The sequence below is a fragment of the Pedobacter paludisoli genome (genome assembly GCF_052344095.1).
Classification (GTDB): Bacteria; Bacteroidota; Bacteroidia; order Sphingobacteriales; family Sphingobacteriaceae; genus Pedobacter.
In genome coordinates this window covers 3,761,770-3,777,725 of the sequence record NZ_CP179926.1, presented here as the reverse complement: position 1 = coordinate 3,777,725, position 15,956 = coordinate 3,761,770, and the positions used below count along the sequence as shown (strand labels likewise).

At 37.0% G+C, this 15,956-nt stretch carries 11 protein-coding genes; 3 read left to right on the top strand and 8 right to left on the bottom strand.

What is annotated here, in order from left to right; translation table 11 throughout:
• The first annotated feature begins 21 nt into the window (after nucleotides 1–21).
• The 3 genes from ACJVDK_RS15520 (at nucleotide 22) to aspS (ending at nucleotide 6,593) form a co-directional block, all read left to right on the top strand.
• Complete coding sequence (locus tag ACJVDK_RS15520) at nucleotides 22–3,198, top strand: efflux RND transporter permease subunit (RefSeq protein WP_443937577.1); 3,177 nt, start codon at nucleotides 22–24, stop codon at nucleotides 3,196–3,198.
• Between the two features lie 12 nt (nucleotides 3,199–3,210).
• A complete protein-coding gene (locus ACJVDK_RS15515) occupies nucleotides 3,211–4,608 on the top strand; it encodes an efflux transporter outer membrane subunit (protein WP_443937576.1) in 1,398 nt (465 codons plus the stop codon).
• A 239-nt stretch (nucleotides 4,609–4,847) separates the two neighbouring features.
• Nucleotides 4,848–6,593 carry an aspartate--tRNA ligase gene (aspS, locus tag ACJVDK_RS15510; RefSeq protein WP_443937575.1) on the top strand — a complete coding sequence of 582 codons (1,746 nt, stop codon included), beginning with the start codon at nucleotides 4,848–4,850 and terminating at the stop codon, nucleotides 6,591–6,593.
• A 96-nt stretch (nucleotides 6,594–6,689) separates the two neighbouring features.
• Here aspS and ACJVDK_RS15505 read toward each other — a convergent pair whose 3' ends face one another.
• The 8 genes from ACJVDK_RS15505 to ACJVDK_RS15470 all read right to left on the bottom strand — a co-directional run bounded on the left by ACJVDK_RS15505 (nucleotide 6,690) and on the right by ACJVDK_RS15470 (nucleotide 15,910).
• Nucleotides 6,690–7,904, bottom strand: coding sequence for a Ca2+-dependent phosphoinositide-specific phospholipase C (locus tag ACJVDK_RS15505; protein ID WP_443937574.1), 1,215 nt, complete (start codon nucleotides 7,902–7,904; stop codon nucleotides 6,690–6,692).
• A 2-nt stretch (nucleotides 7,905–7,906) separates the two neighbouring features.
• A complete protein-coding gene (locus tag ACJVDK_RS15500) occupies nucleotides 7,907–9,130 on the bottom strand; it encodes a Ca2+-dependent phosphoinositide-specific phospholipase C (RefSeq protein WP_443937573.1) in 1,224 nt (407 codons plus the stop codon).
• Between the two features lie 11 nt (nucleotides 9,131–9,141).
• Complete coding sequence (locus ACJVDK_RS15495; RefSeq protein WP_443937572.1) at nucleotides 9,142–11,997, bottom strand: TonB-dependent receptor; 2,856 nt, start codon at nucleotides 11,995–11,997, stop codon at nucleotides 9,142–9,144.
• A 287-nt stretch (nucleotides 11,998–12,284) separates the two neighbouring features.
• Nucleotides 12,285–13,334 carry a helix-turn-helix domain-containing protein gene (locus ACJVDK_RS15490; RefSeq protein ID WP_443937571.1) on the bottom strand — a complete coding sequence of 350 codons (1,050 nt, stop codon included), beginning with the start codon at nucleotides 13,332–13,334 and terminating at the stop codon, nucleotides 12,285–12,287.
• Nucleotides 13,335–13,671: 337 nt separating this feature from the next.
• Nucleotides 13,672–14,109, bottom strand: coding sequence for a hypothetical protein (locus tag ACJVDK_RS15485; RefSeq protein ID WP_443937570.1), 438 nt, complete (start codon nucleotides 14,107–14,109; stop codon nucleotides 13,672–13,674).
• A complete protein-coding gene (locus ACJVDK_RS15480) occupies nucleotides 14,093–14,473 on the bottom strand; it encodes a phage holin family protein (protein WP_443937569.1) in 381 nt (126 codons plus the stop codon). Before ACJVDK_RS15480 ends, ACJVDK_RS15485 begins: the two co-directional genes overlap by 17 nt.
• A 41-nt stretch (nucleotides 14,474–14,514) precedes the next feature.
• Nucleotides 14,515–14,781, bottom strand: a complete 267-nt coding sequence (locus ACJVDK_RS15475) for a YtxH domain-containing protein (RefSeq protein ID WP_443937568.1) — start codon at nucleotides 14,779–14,781, stop codon at nucleotides 14,515–14,517.
• Nucleotides 14,782–14,866: 85 nt separating this feature from the next.
• On the bottom strand, nucleotides 14,867–15,910 hold the full coding sequence (locus tag ACJVDK_RS15470; RefSeq protein WP_443937567.1) for an AI-2E family transporter: 1,044 nt from the start codon (nucleotides 15,908–15,910) through the stop codon (nucleotides 14,867–14,869).
• Nucleotides 15,911–15,956 lie beyond the last annotated feature (46 nt).

The following is a 15,956-nucleotide window of genomic DNA, read 5'->3' as shown; positions in this document are numbered from 1 at the left end:
GTGAATTATTAATCCTATAACATGTTTAAAAAATTTATAGAGCGACCGGTATTATCAACGGTTATCTCCATTATCATTGTCATATTAGGTGTTTTGGGTTTAATTACCTTGCCTATATCCCAGTATCCTGAAATTGCCCCTCCTACTGTTCAAGTTTCGGCATCGTATCAAGGTGCCAACGCCGACGTAGTTTTAAATAGTGTCGTTGTTCCACTTGAAGAACAAATTAATGGTGTTGAAGACATGACCTACATGACTTCATCAGCCGGTAACGATGGTAGTGCCACAATCACCATCAACTTTAAATTGGGTACAAATCCTGATTTAGCTGCCGTAAACGTACAAAACAGGGTTGCACGTGCTAGTAGTTTATTGCCTGCTGAAGTAACAAGAGCCGGCGTAATTACGGCAAAAAAACAAGCCAGTAACGTACTTATTTTTGCCGTTTATAGCGACGACCCATCATACGACCAAAAGTTTTTGCAAAACTATGCCAACATTAATATCATTCCCGAAATTAAACGTATTAACGGTGTGGGTGATGCGAGTGCTTTTGGTGCTTTGGATTATACCATGCGTATTTGGCTAAAGCCAGATGTTATGGCCACTTACGGTCTTGTGCCGAGCGATATTAACGCAGTACTGGCAGAACAAAATGTGGAAGCTGCCCCAGGTCAATTTGGAGAGCAAGGCGATCAAGCATTTCAATATACGTTACGTTATACCGGTCGTTTAAAGGATGAAAGTCAGTTTAGTAATATCATTATCCGCAGCAATGTCAATGGACAAGTTTTGCGTTTAAAAGATGTTGCTCGTATTGAATTAGGTGCTTTAAGCTATGCGAGTTCTGTTCGTTTCAATGGCAAACCGGCTTTAGGTATTGCCATCAACCAAACATCAGGCTCCAATGCAAAAGAAGTTATCGAAAATTCGATTAAAACATTAGACGAAGCTTCTAAAAGTTTCCCAAGGGGAGTGCATTATACAACACTCGTAAATGTAAACGATTTCCTTGATGCATCTATCGAAAAGGTAATTCATACCTTGGTGGAGGCATTCATTTTGGTATTCTTAGTTGTATTTATCTTCTTGCAAGATTTCCGTTCTACTTTAATACCGGCTATCAGTGTTCCTGTGGCTATTATTGGTACGTTCTTCTTTTTAAGTTTATTTGGTTTTACCATTAACTTATTAACCTTATTTGCCCTTGTTTTGGCAATTGGTATTGTGGTGGATGATGCCATTGTGGTGGTGGAGGCCGTCCACGCGAAACTCGATCATGGATATCAAGATGCAAAAAAAGCAACTATAGATGCCATGGATGATATCAGTGGCGCCATTATTTCCATTACCTTGGTAATGGCAGCAGTATTTATCCCGGTGAGTTTCATTCAAGGCTCTTCGGGGGTATTTTACAAGCAGTTTGGTTTAACATTGGCCATTTCGATTATCCTATCAGCCATTAATGCCTTAACCTTGAGTCCGGCATTGTGTGCAATCTTTTTAAAACCTCACGATAAGGATCATGCAAAATCTAAAAGTTTTATTCAACGTTTTTACGATGCTTTTAATACCTCATTTGAAGCCGTAACCGGGAAGTATAAAAAATCTGTACACTTCTTATCGCACAATAAATGGATGGCCGGAGCGGGTATTGCCTTATTTGCCGGTATTTTAATTTGGACCATGAACACTACGCCTAAGGGCTTTGTTCCAAATGAAGATTTGGGTACCATTTACTCGGATATCGCCTTACCGGTAGGAACATCGCAAGAGGAATCACAAATCTTATTAACAAAAATTGATAGCATCGCGCATAGCATCCCAGAAATACAAAAAACATTGCGGATTGTAGGGCGTAGCTTAATTAGTGGTACCGGAAGCTCGTACGGAATGGTAATCTCGAGATTAAAACCTTGGGATGAACGTCAACGCGATGTAAAAGCAATAATTGGGGAACTTTTTGCTAAAACTGCAGGTATTAAAGGCGCCAAAATTATCTTTTTTGCACCGCCAACCATTCAAGGTTTTGGTACAAGTGGAGGTTTTGAATTTCAACTACAAGATAAAACCGGCGGTGATCTGCGTAAATTTTATGAAATTGGTACAGGATTTCTCGCTGCCTTAAATAAACGTCCAGAAATTCAGTTTGCATCCACTTCGTTTAACCCGAATTTCCCTCAATATCAAATTGATGTAAATGTTGCTAAAGTTAAACAAGCAGGGCTTAGCGTTACCGATGTTTTAAGTGCTATGCAGGGTTATTATGGTGGTGTATATGCATCCAATTTTAACAAATTCGGTAAACAATTTAGGGTAATGTATCAGGCAGATGCCCAATTTAGAGCCAATGAACAAAGCTTAACCAGCATTTACGTACGAAACAGCAACGGTGAAATGGCACCCATTTCTGAATTTATTTCATTACAAAGGGTGTACGGTCCGCAGTCTATTTCGCGTTTCAACCTGTTTACCTCCATCTCGGTTACAGGAACGCCAAAAGAAGGATTTAGTTCTGGAGATGCCATTCGGGCGATTAATGAAGAAGCAGCCATCCACTTGCCAGCAGGATACGGATATGAATTCTCGGGTTTATCACGTGAAGAAGTTGCAGGAGGTAATCAAACCGTTCTCATTTTCTTGCTTTGTGTAATCTTTGTTTACTTCTTATTATCGGCACAATACGAAAGTTATATCCTGCCGCTTGCAGTACTCTTTTCATTACCAATTGGTTTGGCGGGTGTATTTATTTTCGACAAAATATTTAAGGTCGACAACAACATTTACACGCAAATCACCCTCATCATGTTGGTGGGATTATTGGCCAAAAACGCCATCCTGATTGTTGAATATGCTGTTGAAAGACGAAGAAAGGGCATGAGTATTATCAATGCGGCAATTGATGGAGCAACAGCCCGTTTACGCCCAATTTTAATGACTTCATTCGCCTTTATTTTAGGATTACTTCCGCTGATGCTCTCAACAGGTGTGGGTGCCGCAGGAAATACATCTATTGGTACCGGCGCTGTTGGTGGAATGTTAATTGGTACCCTTTTCGGCGTTTTTGTAATTCCGGCATTGTTTATCATTTTCCAAGGACTTCAAGAAAAAATAAGCAGTAAATCGCCTTTTGATGGAGAGGTAGATCATGAGTTAACAGAAGAAGAGTTCGAATCCTTAAGTAACCGTGAACATTAATCGAGTAAGACAATGAATTTTAGCTATAAACATACTTTTTTAATCGGTTTAAGCACCCTCATTTTAGCATCCTGCGTAACCAAGAAATATGAACGTCCGGAGGTAAAAAGTGAAAACTTATATCGAGATAACAATACGACAGACACAACGACAATTGCAGATTTGCAATGGAAAAACTTATTTGCCGATACGACATTGCAAACGCTTATTCAAAACGGTTTAAATGAAAATTTAGACCTGAAACAAGCGATTGAAAGAATCAAAATTTCGGACGCAAGTTTGCGTCAAAGCCGTAATGCTTTGTTACCAAGCTTACAGGCTGATCTTTCTGTAACCGACACAAAGCAATCGTTGTCATCATTAAACTTTCCTGCAGGTACGATAAACCTCGAAACACAAGTGTATAGAGCTCAATTAAGTACCAGTTGGGAAGCGGATATTTGGGGCAAATTAAGCAGTGCCAAACGCGCAGCTTACGCTACTTTGCTTCAAAGCGATGCCGCTAAACGAGCTATTCAAACACAACTTATTGCAACTATCGCCAACAGCTATTACAATTTATTGGCTTTAGACCAGCAGTTAACAATTACGGAGCAAACCATCGAGATTAGATCTAAAGACGTTGAAACGATGAAAGCCCTCAAAGAAGGCGCTATTGTAAACGGTGCTGCTGTGGTTCAAAGTGAGGCAAATTTATATGCCGCACAGGTAACAATTCCTGATTTAAAAAGAAGCATCAGGGAAACAGAAAATGCACTAAGTGTTCTTTTGGCAAAAGCGCCCGGTACAATAAACCGCAGCACTTTAGAACAACAAGTTCCTTTTTCTGATTTAAAAACGGGGGTTTCTGCACAGTTGTTGCAAAACCGCCCAGATGTACAGGCTGCTGAATTTAGCTTCCGGGCTGCTTTCGAAAATACAAACGTGGCTAGAACTTATTTTTATCCATCTCTAACATTAACGGCAAATGGCGGTTTATCAACGCTAGCCCTAAACAACTTTTTTGATAACTCATTTTTTTACAACATTATTGGTGGATTAACGCAACCGATTTTTGCTAGAGGACAAAATAAAGCGCGTTTAAAAACAGCACAAGCACAACAACAACTTGCTTTTTATACTTTCCAACAATCGCTTTTAACCGGTGGACAGGAAGTATCCAACGCACTGTTTGCATACGAAACAGCCGCTGAAAAGGAAACTACACGTGCCAAACAAATTGCATCCTTAACAAAAGCCGTTGATTATACCAAAGAGCTATTGCGTTACAGCTCTGCAACCAATTATACCGATGTACTCACATCAGAGCAAAGCTTACTAAATGCAAAATTAAATGGCACCAACGATAAACTACAGAAACTTCAGGCTGTGGTAAACCTTTATCGAGCCTTAGGCGGAGGTTGGAAATAATCTCCCCCATTAAATTAAAAAGGTTGCTAGGTGTAAAAACTTAGCAACCTTTTTACTTTTATAGGCTTTATTTTATGAAAAGGAAACCTGTAGAATACTGATTTGCTAATATACATCGAGCAAAAAGCCAGTAACCGAGCATAAATGCACAAAAAATTGCAAGATTTCAAAAAGCAATTTCATTTCCAAAATTTTAAAACAAAATCGGTATTTTTGGCGCTCAAATTAGAATTATAAATATGTTAAGAACAGTAACTTGTGGTGCATTAAGCCTTCAAAACTTAGGCGAAAGTGTAACTCTATGTGGTTGGGTACAAAAATCAAGAGATTTAGGCGGAATGACTTTCATCGATATTCGCGATCGTTATGGTATTACTCAGTTAGTTTTTAACATGGACGATAACCGTGAACTATGTGAGATGGCCCGCAGCTTGGCACGTGAGTTCGTGATAAAAGCCACCGGAACCGTAGTAGAGCGTAGCAATAAAAACGCAAAAATCCCGACTGGAGATATTGAAATTAAAATTACTGCCTTAGAAATATTAAACGCAGCAAAGCTTCCACCGTTCTTAATTGAAGACGAAACTGATGGTGGCGACGAGCTTCGCATGAAATACCGTTATTTAGATTTACGTCGTAATCCAGTGCGCAATAATTTGGTTTTACGTCACAAAATGGCGCAATCTGTTCGTCGGTATTTAGATGCTTTAGATTTTATCGAGGTTGAAACACCTGTATTAATTAAATCGACACCTGAAGGTGCACGCGATTTTGTGGTACCAAGTCGTATGAACGATGGCGAATTTTACGCCTTACCTCAATCGCCTCAAACTTTTAAACAATTGTTGATGGTTTCGGGATTTGACCGGTATTTTCAAATTGTAAAATGTTTCAGAGATGAAGATTTACGTGCCGACCGCCAACCTGAATTTACCCAAATAGACTGTGAAATGTCATTCATTGAACAAGAAGACATTTTAAATACGTTTGAAGGATTGGTTCGTACGCTATTTAAAGAAGTTCGTAATTACGATTTACCGGAAGTTCCACGTATGCAATATTCAGACGCTATGCGTTTGTACGGATCGGATAAACCCGATACGCGTTTCGATATGCAATTTGTGGAACTAAATGATCTAGTAAAAGGCAAAGGATTCCCTGTTTTTGATAATGCTGAATTAGTCGTTGGTATTAATGCAAAAGGCGCGGCAGCGTATACCCGCAAGCAATTAGATGAATTAACAGATTTTATTAAACGTCCACAAATTGGTGCTACCGGCTTAATTTATGCACGTCATAACGAGGATGGAACCATTAAATCATCGGTTGATAAATTTTTCTCAGAGGAAGATTTAAAACAATGGAGCGAGGCCTTTGCAACTGAAAAAGGTGATTTATTATTGGTTTTAGCAGGTAATACCGATAAAGTACGCAAACAACTTAACGAGTTACGTTTAGAAATGGGTAACCGTTTAGGCTTGCGCGATAAAAATAAATTTGCAGCCCTTTGGGTTTTAGATTTCCCATTATTAGAGTGGGATGAAGAATCGGAACGCTACCATGCTATGCACCACCCTTTTACTTCTCCAAAACCAGAAGATATTGCCTTGTTGGATAGTAAACCAGGTGAAGTACGTGCAAATGCATATGACCTTGTAATCAACGGAACCGAAATTGGTGGTGGTTCTATTCGTATTCACGATAGAGAATTACAGGCATTGATGTTTAAACATTTAGGCTTTAGCGCTGAGGAAGCTCAAAAACAATTTGGTTTCTTAATGGATGCGTTTGAATTTGGTGCACCTCCACACGGTGGAATTGCCTTTGGCTTTGATCGTTTAACCTCTATTTTTGCAGGCTTAGACTCCATCAGAGACGTTATTGCATTCCCGAAAAACAATTCTGGTAGAGATGTAATGATTGATAGCCCTAGCACTATCGATGAGAAACAACTAAAAGAACTTAAAATTAAAGTAGATTTATAGTTTATTTCTTGAACGACTACCGTTCCTGAAAGGATAAAAGCCCTATAAAAATCCATTGATTTTTATAGGGCTTTCTTATTTTACAGACTTAATATGCTATTTTATGATGCCGTTAATTGGATTTTCCCGGACCACTTTCTTATTCGGCATTTCAACTATGTAATCCGTTCCATATGCATTTCCCGACTTATAAAAATCGGTAGAAATAATTTGAGCGCCACTCTCAAAAGCTGCATTTGCTCTTGTTTTGTCGTTCATTTTAGCTTCGTATGTTTCAATATCCGAACGGGTCCTAACCATGTACCCCTTATTAACTGCAGCGGTAATGTCTTGTTTCCGCATACTAGCATTATCTAACAGTAAAAAAGCCGAATGAGGTTTTCCTACACTAGATTTTACAAACATGGTTCTACCTTTCAACGAAGGATGCCCCTTTAAATACGGTCCTTCATCTTTCAAACCTGCACCCCCCGGTAATAACAAGAAAATGAACTTTCCTAGCGATGCTTGAACCGTTGGCCATTTTTTGGCAAGGACTGCTTGCTCAAGGGTATTGTAATTTCCACGAACATCATCTGGTGTGATAATTTTCTCTCTTCCTAAAACCTGAATTAACTGCGCATCTAAATCTTGGTACGCTTTTTCATCGAATGGAAGAACCTTAGTAGCATTTGGAAATACAGGCAACGCGTCGTCCTTGGCCTCAACTAATATAAAGATAGGACTGTGCTTTGGATGGTTTGTAGACCACGTTTTTAACGCTTTTAATGCCGCCTCAAATGTGTTGTAATTACTGCGAAAATCTAAATCAGGAATATGCATCACTTTAAAACCAGGCTTGTCCATATCTGTATCGTCAAACTTCTGATAGTTGTGAATACCCTTTTGTTTTAACACATCGTAAATAGCAGGCTTGCTGAACCTTCCACCTTCCGGATCATACACAATATCAATGGCTAAAGAACGAATACCCGCGTTTAATTGTTCCTCAAAAGAAGGAAAATCATATGCAAGCATCTCTTTAAAGCTGAGCGTATTTGGATGATATTCTTGCCAAGTCATTTTTTGAGCTTCTGTCATATTCTTCGTATAACCGCCCATCATTTTCGTTAACATGGGGTTGATAAAATTAACAAGAACAGTATCTCTTTTTTTTGCATAACTATTGTGTGTTCCCAGAACTTGTATTTGATTTATCTTTAAATCCTTCTGAATTTCAACAGTATTATTTTCTATTTTCAATTGCGCATACCCGCAAACATGCACCATCGAAAGTATACAAGCAACGCTTGCTGTTTTAATAAATTTCATCTTTAATTGTTTTTTTGACCATTCACAGGGTTTATCCTCGTTGCTTTTCCATTCGGCATTTTTACTTGATATTCAGTTCCGTAGGTGTTTCCTTTTTGAAAAAAGTCAGTTGAAATTACTTGAGCACCACTTTCAAATGCTGCTTGTGCTCTTGTTGTATCGTTTACCTTTGCTTCGTACGTTTCAATATCCGAACGAGTACGCACCAAATAACCCAATTTTATAGCTTCTTGAATATCCTTTTTTCTAACAATAGCATTGTCTAATAATAAAAATGCGGCATTCGGTTGACCTATTTCAGATTGAACAAACATTGCCCTATTTTCTAAATTAGGATGGTCTTTGATGTATGTATTTTCTGATGATATTCCTCCTGCAGAAGGCAACAGTAAAAAAACAAACTTACCCAAGGATGATTTTACAGTAGGCCAATTATTGGCAAGCACCGCTTCTTGAAGTGTTTTATAATCTCTACGAACATCGTCTGGTGTAATGATTTTGTCTTTTCCCAATATGGCTAACGTTACACTATCGAGTTCAGCAAATGCACGCTCATCAAAGGGTAATACTTTTGCTGAATTTGGTAAAAGGGGCATAGCAGAATCTTTCGACTCAACCATGATAAAAATTGGCGTGTGACTAGGGTGTGCATCCGACCATTTCTTCAAATCTTTTAAACCCATTTCATAGGTAGGATAGTGGGTTCTAAAATCGATGTCAGACATGTGCAACAACTTAAAGCCTGGCTTTTTTAAACTTAGCGAATCAAAAGACGCTAAATCGGTTATCCCTTTTTGTTTAAGCAGTTCATAAGCGGCTGGTTTTGTAAAACGATTCCCTGTTGGATCGTAATACACATCGAGCTCTAAAGACCTTAGTCCAGCATTTAATTGCGTACTAAAATCTGGATGATTGTATTTTAGCATTTCGCCAAACGACATGCTATTCGGATGGTACTCCTTAAACTTTTGCATTTCCTTTTCAGGCATCTTTGAAAAATAACTATCGTACATTTTTTCAAAAATAGGATTCATTAAAGCAATCACTTTCGGATCTACTGGTTTAGCGTAACTGTTATGTGTGCCCAATACCTGAATTTGATTAATTTTTAAATCGGATGGAACTTTTATACTGCCATTTTCCAAAGAGCTTGTTTTTACTTGGGCAACGCTTACAAAAGCAAAAAGAACTGGAAAAACAGAAAATATATGGGTTATTTTTTTCATTTTTTTACGGCTTATCTTAAGTTATAACTGATACCAACTTGTCCTCTTATTCCCGACCAATCGTCTGATTCTGGTCTACTGGCATCGCCGTGGTAGTAGCGGTTTGGCGCATTAGTGATGTTGCTTAACTCGGCAAATAACCGTAAATTTTTCTTCAATGAATAGGACGTAGAAAAATCTACTGTAAAGTTATTATCGAACCATTGGTAATGATCTGGTCCGGCCACAGTTCTAATGGCAGTAACATATTTTCCTTTTAAATTACCCGCAACACGTGCCATAAATTTATCGTTTTCATAAAATAAGATGGCGTTACCAATGTTCTTTGCTTGACCAGGTAAGGTAGATTCGTAACTACCCGTTTGAACCCCCTTTGCAAAGGTTGGAATCATCACTTTTGAATTGATGTACGAGTAATTTAACTCTACACCAAAGTTCTTTAGAAAATTCTTCATTTTATCGAAACGCTTAATCAAGCCTATTTCAATTCCGTATAAAGAAGCTTTATCTAAATTATCCGGACGAGAACGGATGTAATTTTGACCGTCTAAGTTCACAACGCTTTGATCATCATAAATGTAATCGGACAACGCTTTGTAGTATGCGCCCACTGAAATTAAACCTAACCCTTTCGGATAAAACTCAAACATGGCGTCAAAGTTATTTGAGAAGGTAGCATTCAAATTTGAATTTCCTTCGGTAATGGTTAGTGCGGTGGTATTGATTTGTGTGCCTGGATTTAACCTGCTAAAAGTAGGTTTTGTATAACTCCTTGTATACGCGGTTCTTAAAATCGACTTTTCAGACAACTGGTATTTCATGTGCACCATGGGTAAAAAGGCATTGTAATTCCGTTCATTGGTAATTGATTCTACGGTTGTAGCTCCTCCCGTACTGGTAACTACCTTTGCCCCGGTAAATCTTAAATAATTCGATTCATTTCTAATCCCAGCAATAAACTCCAATTGTTTCGACAACTTGTAACTTGCCATGGCATACACCGAAGCAACTTGTTCTTTAGCTGTATACGATTGCGGTGCATTTGCAGCTGCGTCTTTTGCTAATACGGTAACCAAACCATATTTTGTTGCAAATTCGCTTGTTTGCGTTTGATCGATTTGGTTATTCGTAATTTGTGAAACCACCACATTAGTATAGGTATCCCCCATGGTTTGTAAAAAAGAACCATCAAATGGTTTGCTTTCTAGCTCCAAATCAGACATATATACCCTTCCTGGACTATTTGGAACCCCTAAAGCAGCGCCTTGCATTTTTACTTGATTATAGCTATCATAATCCCTGCTTTTATCGCTAAACTTTCCACCAAATTTAAATTCCAATGCCGGATTCGAAGTATAGGTTAAATCGATGTTCCCAGTATAATCGGTTTCTTTTTTCTTGAGGCCTTGTAAAATTACTTGATTCAAAGAAGCCTTGCTCGGATCTAAGGGCGTCGCAAAATCTGCTGACACATTATCAATTGAACCACCCACTCCATTCGGCGAATCCATTCCCAAATACTTTAATCCATCCGATGAACGACCGTTGTAAGTCATTGGTTGAATAAAATTCACAATTGGATATCCTCTATCATCTTTTGGAAGGTTGTCTGGTGAATCTAATTTAAAATCAGATGAAGCCGTTTGTAAACCTGTTTCCAATTTTAAGCCATCGCTCAATTGAAAATCACCACCAAGCTTTAGTGAATACAAGTTAGTTACGTAATCGGCATGACGCGCTTGATATTGAATGTTATTTTTGCTGTAATTAAAATACGTTTCACGAACATCCTGTTGATCCAAATAACTAGAATATAACCCTTTGAAATAGATTTTACTGTTTCGTGCAACATCGTAATCCATGGCCAAATTAAATCCTGTAGTTTTTCTTCTTGCTAAATAATCTCTTAGCTGTAAAGTATTCATTGCAAAGGATTTTTGTGCATTTGCATTTGAAAAATCGTAATCAACCTGGTAACGTTCGGTACTGGCGCTACGATCCCAAATTACGGCTGAGCCAATAAAACCAAACTTTTCACCAATGCGGTCACCATAAACAAGCGATGCATTATACGATGGTTTCTCTGCCAAGTTATTGTACCCGCCTGCAACAGTTGCAGCAATTGTTTGTTTCAATGGCGACGATTTGGTAATAAAATCCATTGATCCGCCAATTGCATCACCTTCTAAATCGGGTGTTAGTGCTTTGCTTAGTTTAACATATTGAATAAGCTCTGAAGGAAAAACATCCAACTGGGTAAATCGTTCATCACTTGCACCACCTGCACTTGGCAGTTTATTTCCGTTCAAAGTAATAGATGTCCATGTTGTAGGTGCACCCCTTACAATTACGCGCCTTCCTTCACCCATATCGCGTTCAATAGACACCCCCTGCATCCTTTGAACAGCTTCGGCAGCATTTCTATCCGGTAACTTTCCAATGGCATCAGCAGCTAAAACCTCTGTAATGGTATTGCTCTTTTGCTTCATGTTCAACGCTTTCACCTGCGATGGATAATAGTTTCCTTTTACCATCACTTCTGATAGGCTCCCTGCATCTTCTCCCAAAATAATGGTGCCTATATTTACATTTGCCCCGGCCTTTAACTGAACTGGGATTTCTTTTGATTTATAACCAATATACGACACCACTAAGGTTTGTTGCCCTTGCAAGCTTGTTGAAAGGCTAAAAACCCCGTTAATACTTGTTGCAACAACCGTTGATGTTCCTTTAACTTTAACCGAAACACTTGGTAAAGGACCATTTGCATCGGCTATTGTTCCGGTAATTTTTACACTCTGCCCATAACAGACACTCGTAATACATAACAAGAATACTAATTTTAATAAGGTAATTTTTGTTTTCATTTTTTGTGAAATTTTATGCTGCAAATAGATAAAACTATTTAGGGGAAAAGGTTTAAGCTAAGTATCGCGTACTTTGAAAAGTACAACCCAAGCGGAATATACATGCAAACAACTGATTATGAGTTAATTATGTATTATTACCAATTTGTTATCAAATTATAAACTAAATAAATTCACAAAATTGATTGCATACAGTAAATGCTAACAGCAGTTGAGCGTTAAATATTTCGGTGCTGAATGGTCTATTTACATGAGAATCCCCACGTTTAAAAAAGAGGTAAAAAAATTTAAACGGTATTTCTGCGAAAATCAGAAGGAGTGATTCCTTCTATTTGCTTAAAATACTTTATGAAAGTGGTTTTAGAATTAAATCCGGATGAATAAGCAATGGTTTGTAAGTTATCCTCTTTATTCTTTTGCATCCTATTCTTTGCTTCCTTGGTTCGGTATTCATTCACAAAAAGGAAGAAATTTTTCTCTAATGACGTATTTAAAACTTCGGTAATATGATGTTTTGAGATGTTTAATTTAACTGATAAGTCGCTTAATGAAAAATCGGAATCGAGAAACGGTTTCTTATCTTGCATGTATTGATGAAGCGATTCTATAATTTTTTCTACATCTTCTTCTTTTAGCGATGATTTCTCATACTTAGTAGATTCTTGTTTTGGTTCTACAGGAATCAATTGTTTTTCGTATTGAGAGGCATATTTTTTTCGCAAAATTTGCACGAGAAAAACAACGAAACCAAAAATACTAGTACACAAAAATAAATTTATTGGGATGGCTACGTTTACATACTTTATTAAAAACAGCATTACAAAGGATAAAATCCATAGAATGCTGGGAATTATAAGCCATTTTAAATGGATATAGTGATTATTTCTATTCCGAACGATTAAATAAAGTGTAAAAGGATAATAACAAAAATTTAACGCCATATAGAATACGTCATATACTCTTTTGTACTGTACAATCAGCTCATTTCGATGGAAAAACATCACCATAATACCCACAATTAAAAAGAAAATTGTTAAAATAATGGTAGGCAATAAATGTAAAAACAAGCGCTTTTTGGGATAAACGGTGTATTTAACAACCGATTCTACGTAAACAAACAACAAGGGAGGCATTGCCAATACAATGGCGGGTGAAAATGATTTGTATAGGGTGTCTGCTTTTATAATCAGAAAGACAAATTTTAACCCAAAGGTAAATGCAGCAATTAATATAATTATCCATAGAAATTTTTCATTATCTTTCTTTAAAATTTCTCGTCTAAATAAGAGAAAAACAAGAAGAATTTGTGAAAAAACTGCAATAAACAAATATTCCATTATCAATAAAAAACTAATCTACTTACCTGTGTGCGGCAATATTACGAATAATCTCAGCTATTAAAACTAAGTTAACTTAAACGTAAATTGGAATTAACAATTTCTTTATGCGACTAGTGAAATACAGGTAAATATTTTTAGGAAAGTAGCGTTTAAAGCAATGGAATAAGAAAGGATTTTCGATTAACGTGAATCGCGTAACTACCCAAATTAAAGGCTGCTGAGCGGGTGATAGATTTCAAAAAAAGCCATCACAAAAAATTGCGATGGCTTCAGATTCGTTTATATTTAAACAATATAACGCACCCTTTCGGGTTTATAATACAGATCAAAAAGGTTAAAAAGTTTCACTATCTGGGGGTATGCCATAATCAATAAACGTATCGCTTTTTTTGGACTTATCTTTTGTAAACCAACCTTTCACCATATTGAATAAACCCGATAAGTGTTCTGCATCAAGTGATTTACCAAGCTTACCCGATGCCAAACCAACTAGCGCCTTGGTAATAAAACCCGAGCCTTTAAAAAGGGTTTTATTCATAAACAGCGGTAAAATAAGCGACATCGCTGTTGAGCTTAGATTTAATTCGTTATCCAGTTTAAATAACTTACTAGGTGTTGCGTATTTCTTTAGCAACGAACCTAAAGTAAACTGTTTGAAATAAATCTTGGAATCCCTAAAAAGCACCTCTTGTTTTGTTGAATATTCTATTTTCAACGCATTCTTGTGTGCCTGCAGTTCCTGAAGATTTCGAATATTATACCGTTTCTTCATCATCATCTTTATCTGCTAGTTTATCAAAATATTTACGGATTGCTACATTTATAATGGCTTTCTCGATATACTTATCTTTCATGAAGTAAACGATCAGTGCAACTACCAAGTATAACAAAGAAACCGCACCAAAGCCTTGAACATAACTACTTAACACATCGGATAAATAAAGTGCTAATGTTACGCTTCCAAAAAGAAATGCCAAAACAAAACACACAATTACAGCGGTACTTGTTACGATATCGGCAAAACCTCTGGATATTTTCTCCAAAAGGTAAAGTCGGGTGTACTCTATGCGGGCATTTAAAAATCCTTTCGCATCTTCTACCAAATCTTCAATACTTTTATCTTTGTTTTCTTGCATGTTTTAAGCTTTTTTAAAGGGAAAATAAATCTAGCCTATATTCATGCGTGTTCCACATCGTCGCTATATTCCTCTTCTACACTTCTTAATTTTGTTTTGATAGAGCTCACTACCTTATCTTTTAAGCTCGACAAATTATTGATTTCATCTGCGGCTTTATCTCGGATTGAATCGCCTAAATCTTTTAACGATTGGCTTAATTTATCACGTGTTTCCTCACCTTTATCTGGCGCGAATAAAATCCCAAGGGCAGCACCTGCTGCTAATCCTGCTAAAAGGGCTACAACAACTTTTGAATTATCTTTCATACTTATTTATTTTTAAAGGTTAACAATTATCACAATATAATAAAACAATATTATTTAACATACTGGATGAACTATTCTAAATAGCTTAGCCTGCAGCATTACGAATTTTTATACGCTTTAATTTCTCGGAAGCTAGCGTACTACTTTCATAAATTTTAATTAGCAAGATAAAATAAGACAATAATAATGGGCCAAATACGAGTCCAAGTATACCGAACATCGGTACACCAATAATTACGCCAATTACAGTAATTATCGGATGAATATTTCCTATTTTTTTTGCAATCATAAAACGCATAACGTTATCGATATTAATGATTACCACGAAGCCAAAAATCAACATTGCCCAACCGGCATAGTTGTTTCCATTTACGATTTGCAAAATGGCTGCAGGAACAAATATTACAGGCGGTCCTAAAACAGGAACAAAGGAAATAAATGCCGTTATAACGCCCCAAAACAAAGGATCTTCGTAGTTTAGCACATAAAAAGATAAGGCAACCAATCCCCCTTGTACTACACAAATTAACCCTTGTCCTAAAACATTTGCATAGGTTGTGTTACGCATTTCTTCGCCAAATCGTAAAGCATTTTGTTCTCTTAGGGGCGCGTACTTTATCAATGAACTTTCAAATTTCTTTCGTTCAATAAGCATAAAGTACAGTAAAAAGTACATAATTAATAAACTTAGTACAATATTAATTGCACCCGAAATTAGCGAAGGAAACAATTGTGTAGCCCAATTTCCTAATCTATTTAATCCATCTTCTACGACTTGTTCATTTACTTTAAAGGGTAAAAGATGTTGAAATTTGACCAATAAATTTTTGAAGAAAATTTCATTGCCTAATAGTTCACCAATCTTATGAATAACCATACTGCTTAGGGCATAAAAGGGCAGGATGATTAATATCACGCTAAACACGATTAACAAAATGGCCACGAAACGTTTGTTCCAACCTTTTACTTCAGCCAAGTATACATACCCTGGTCGCATGATGGTGTATAGTACTAGCGTACCTAAAATAGCTCCAAATATACTCAACAACGAATAGGCAATTAATATGCCTAGAGCGATAATAATAATTAGATTAATGTTGTTGCGTTGCTTATGGCTAAATACCGACATGTACCTGTAAGTTTGTATTTAATAAATATCCAAAAGCACCTTTTTG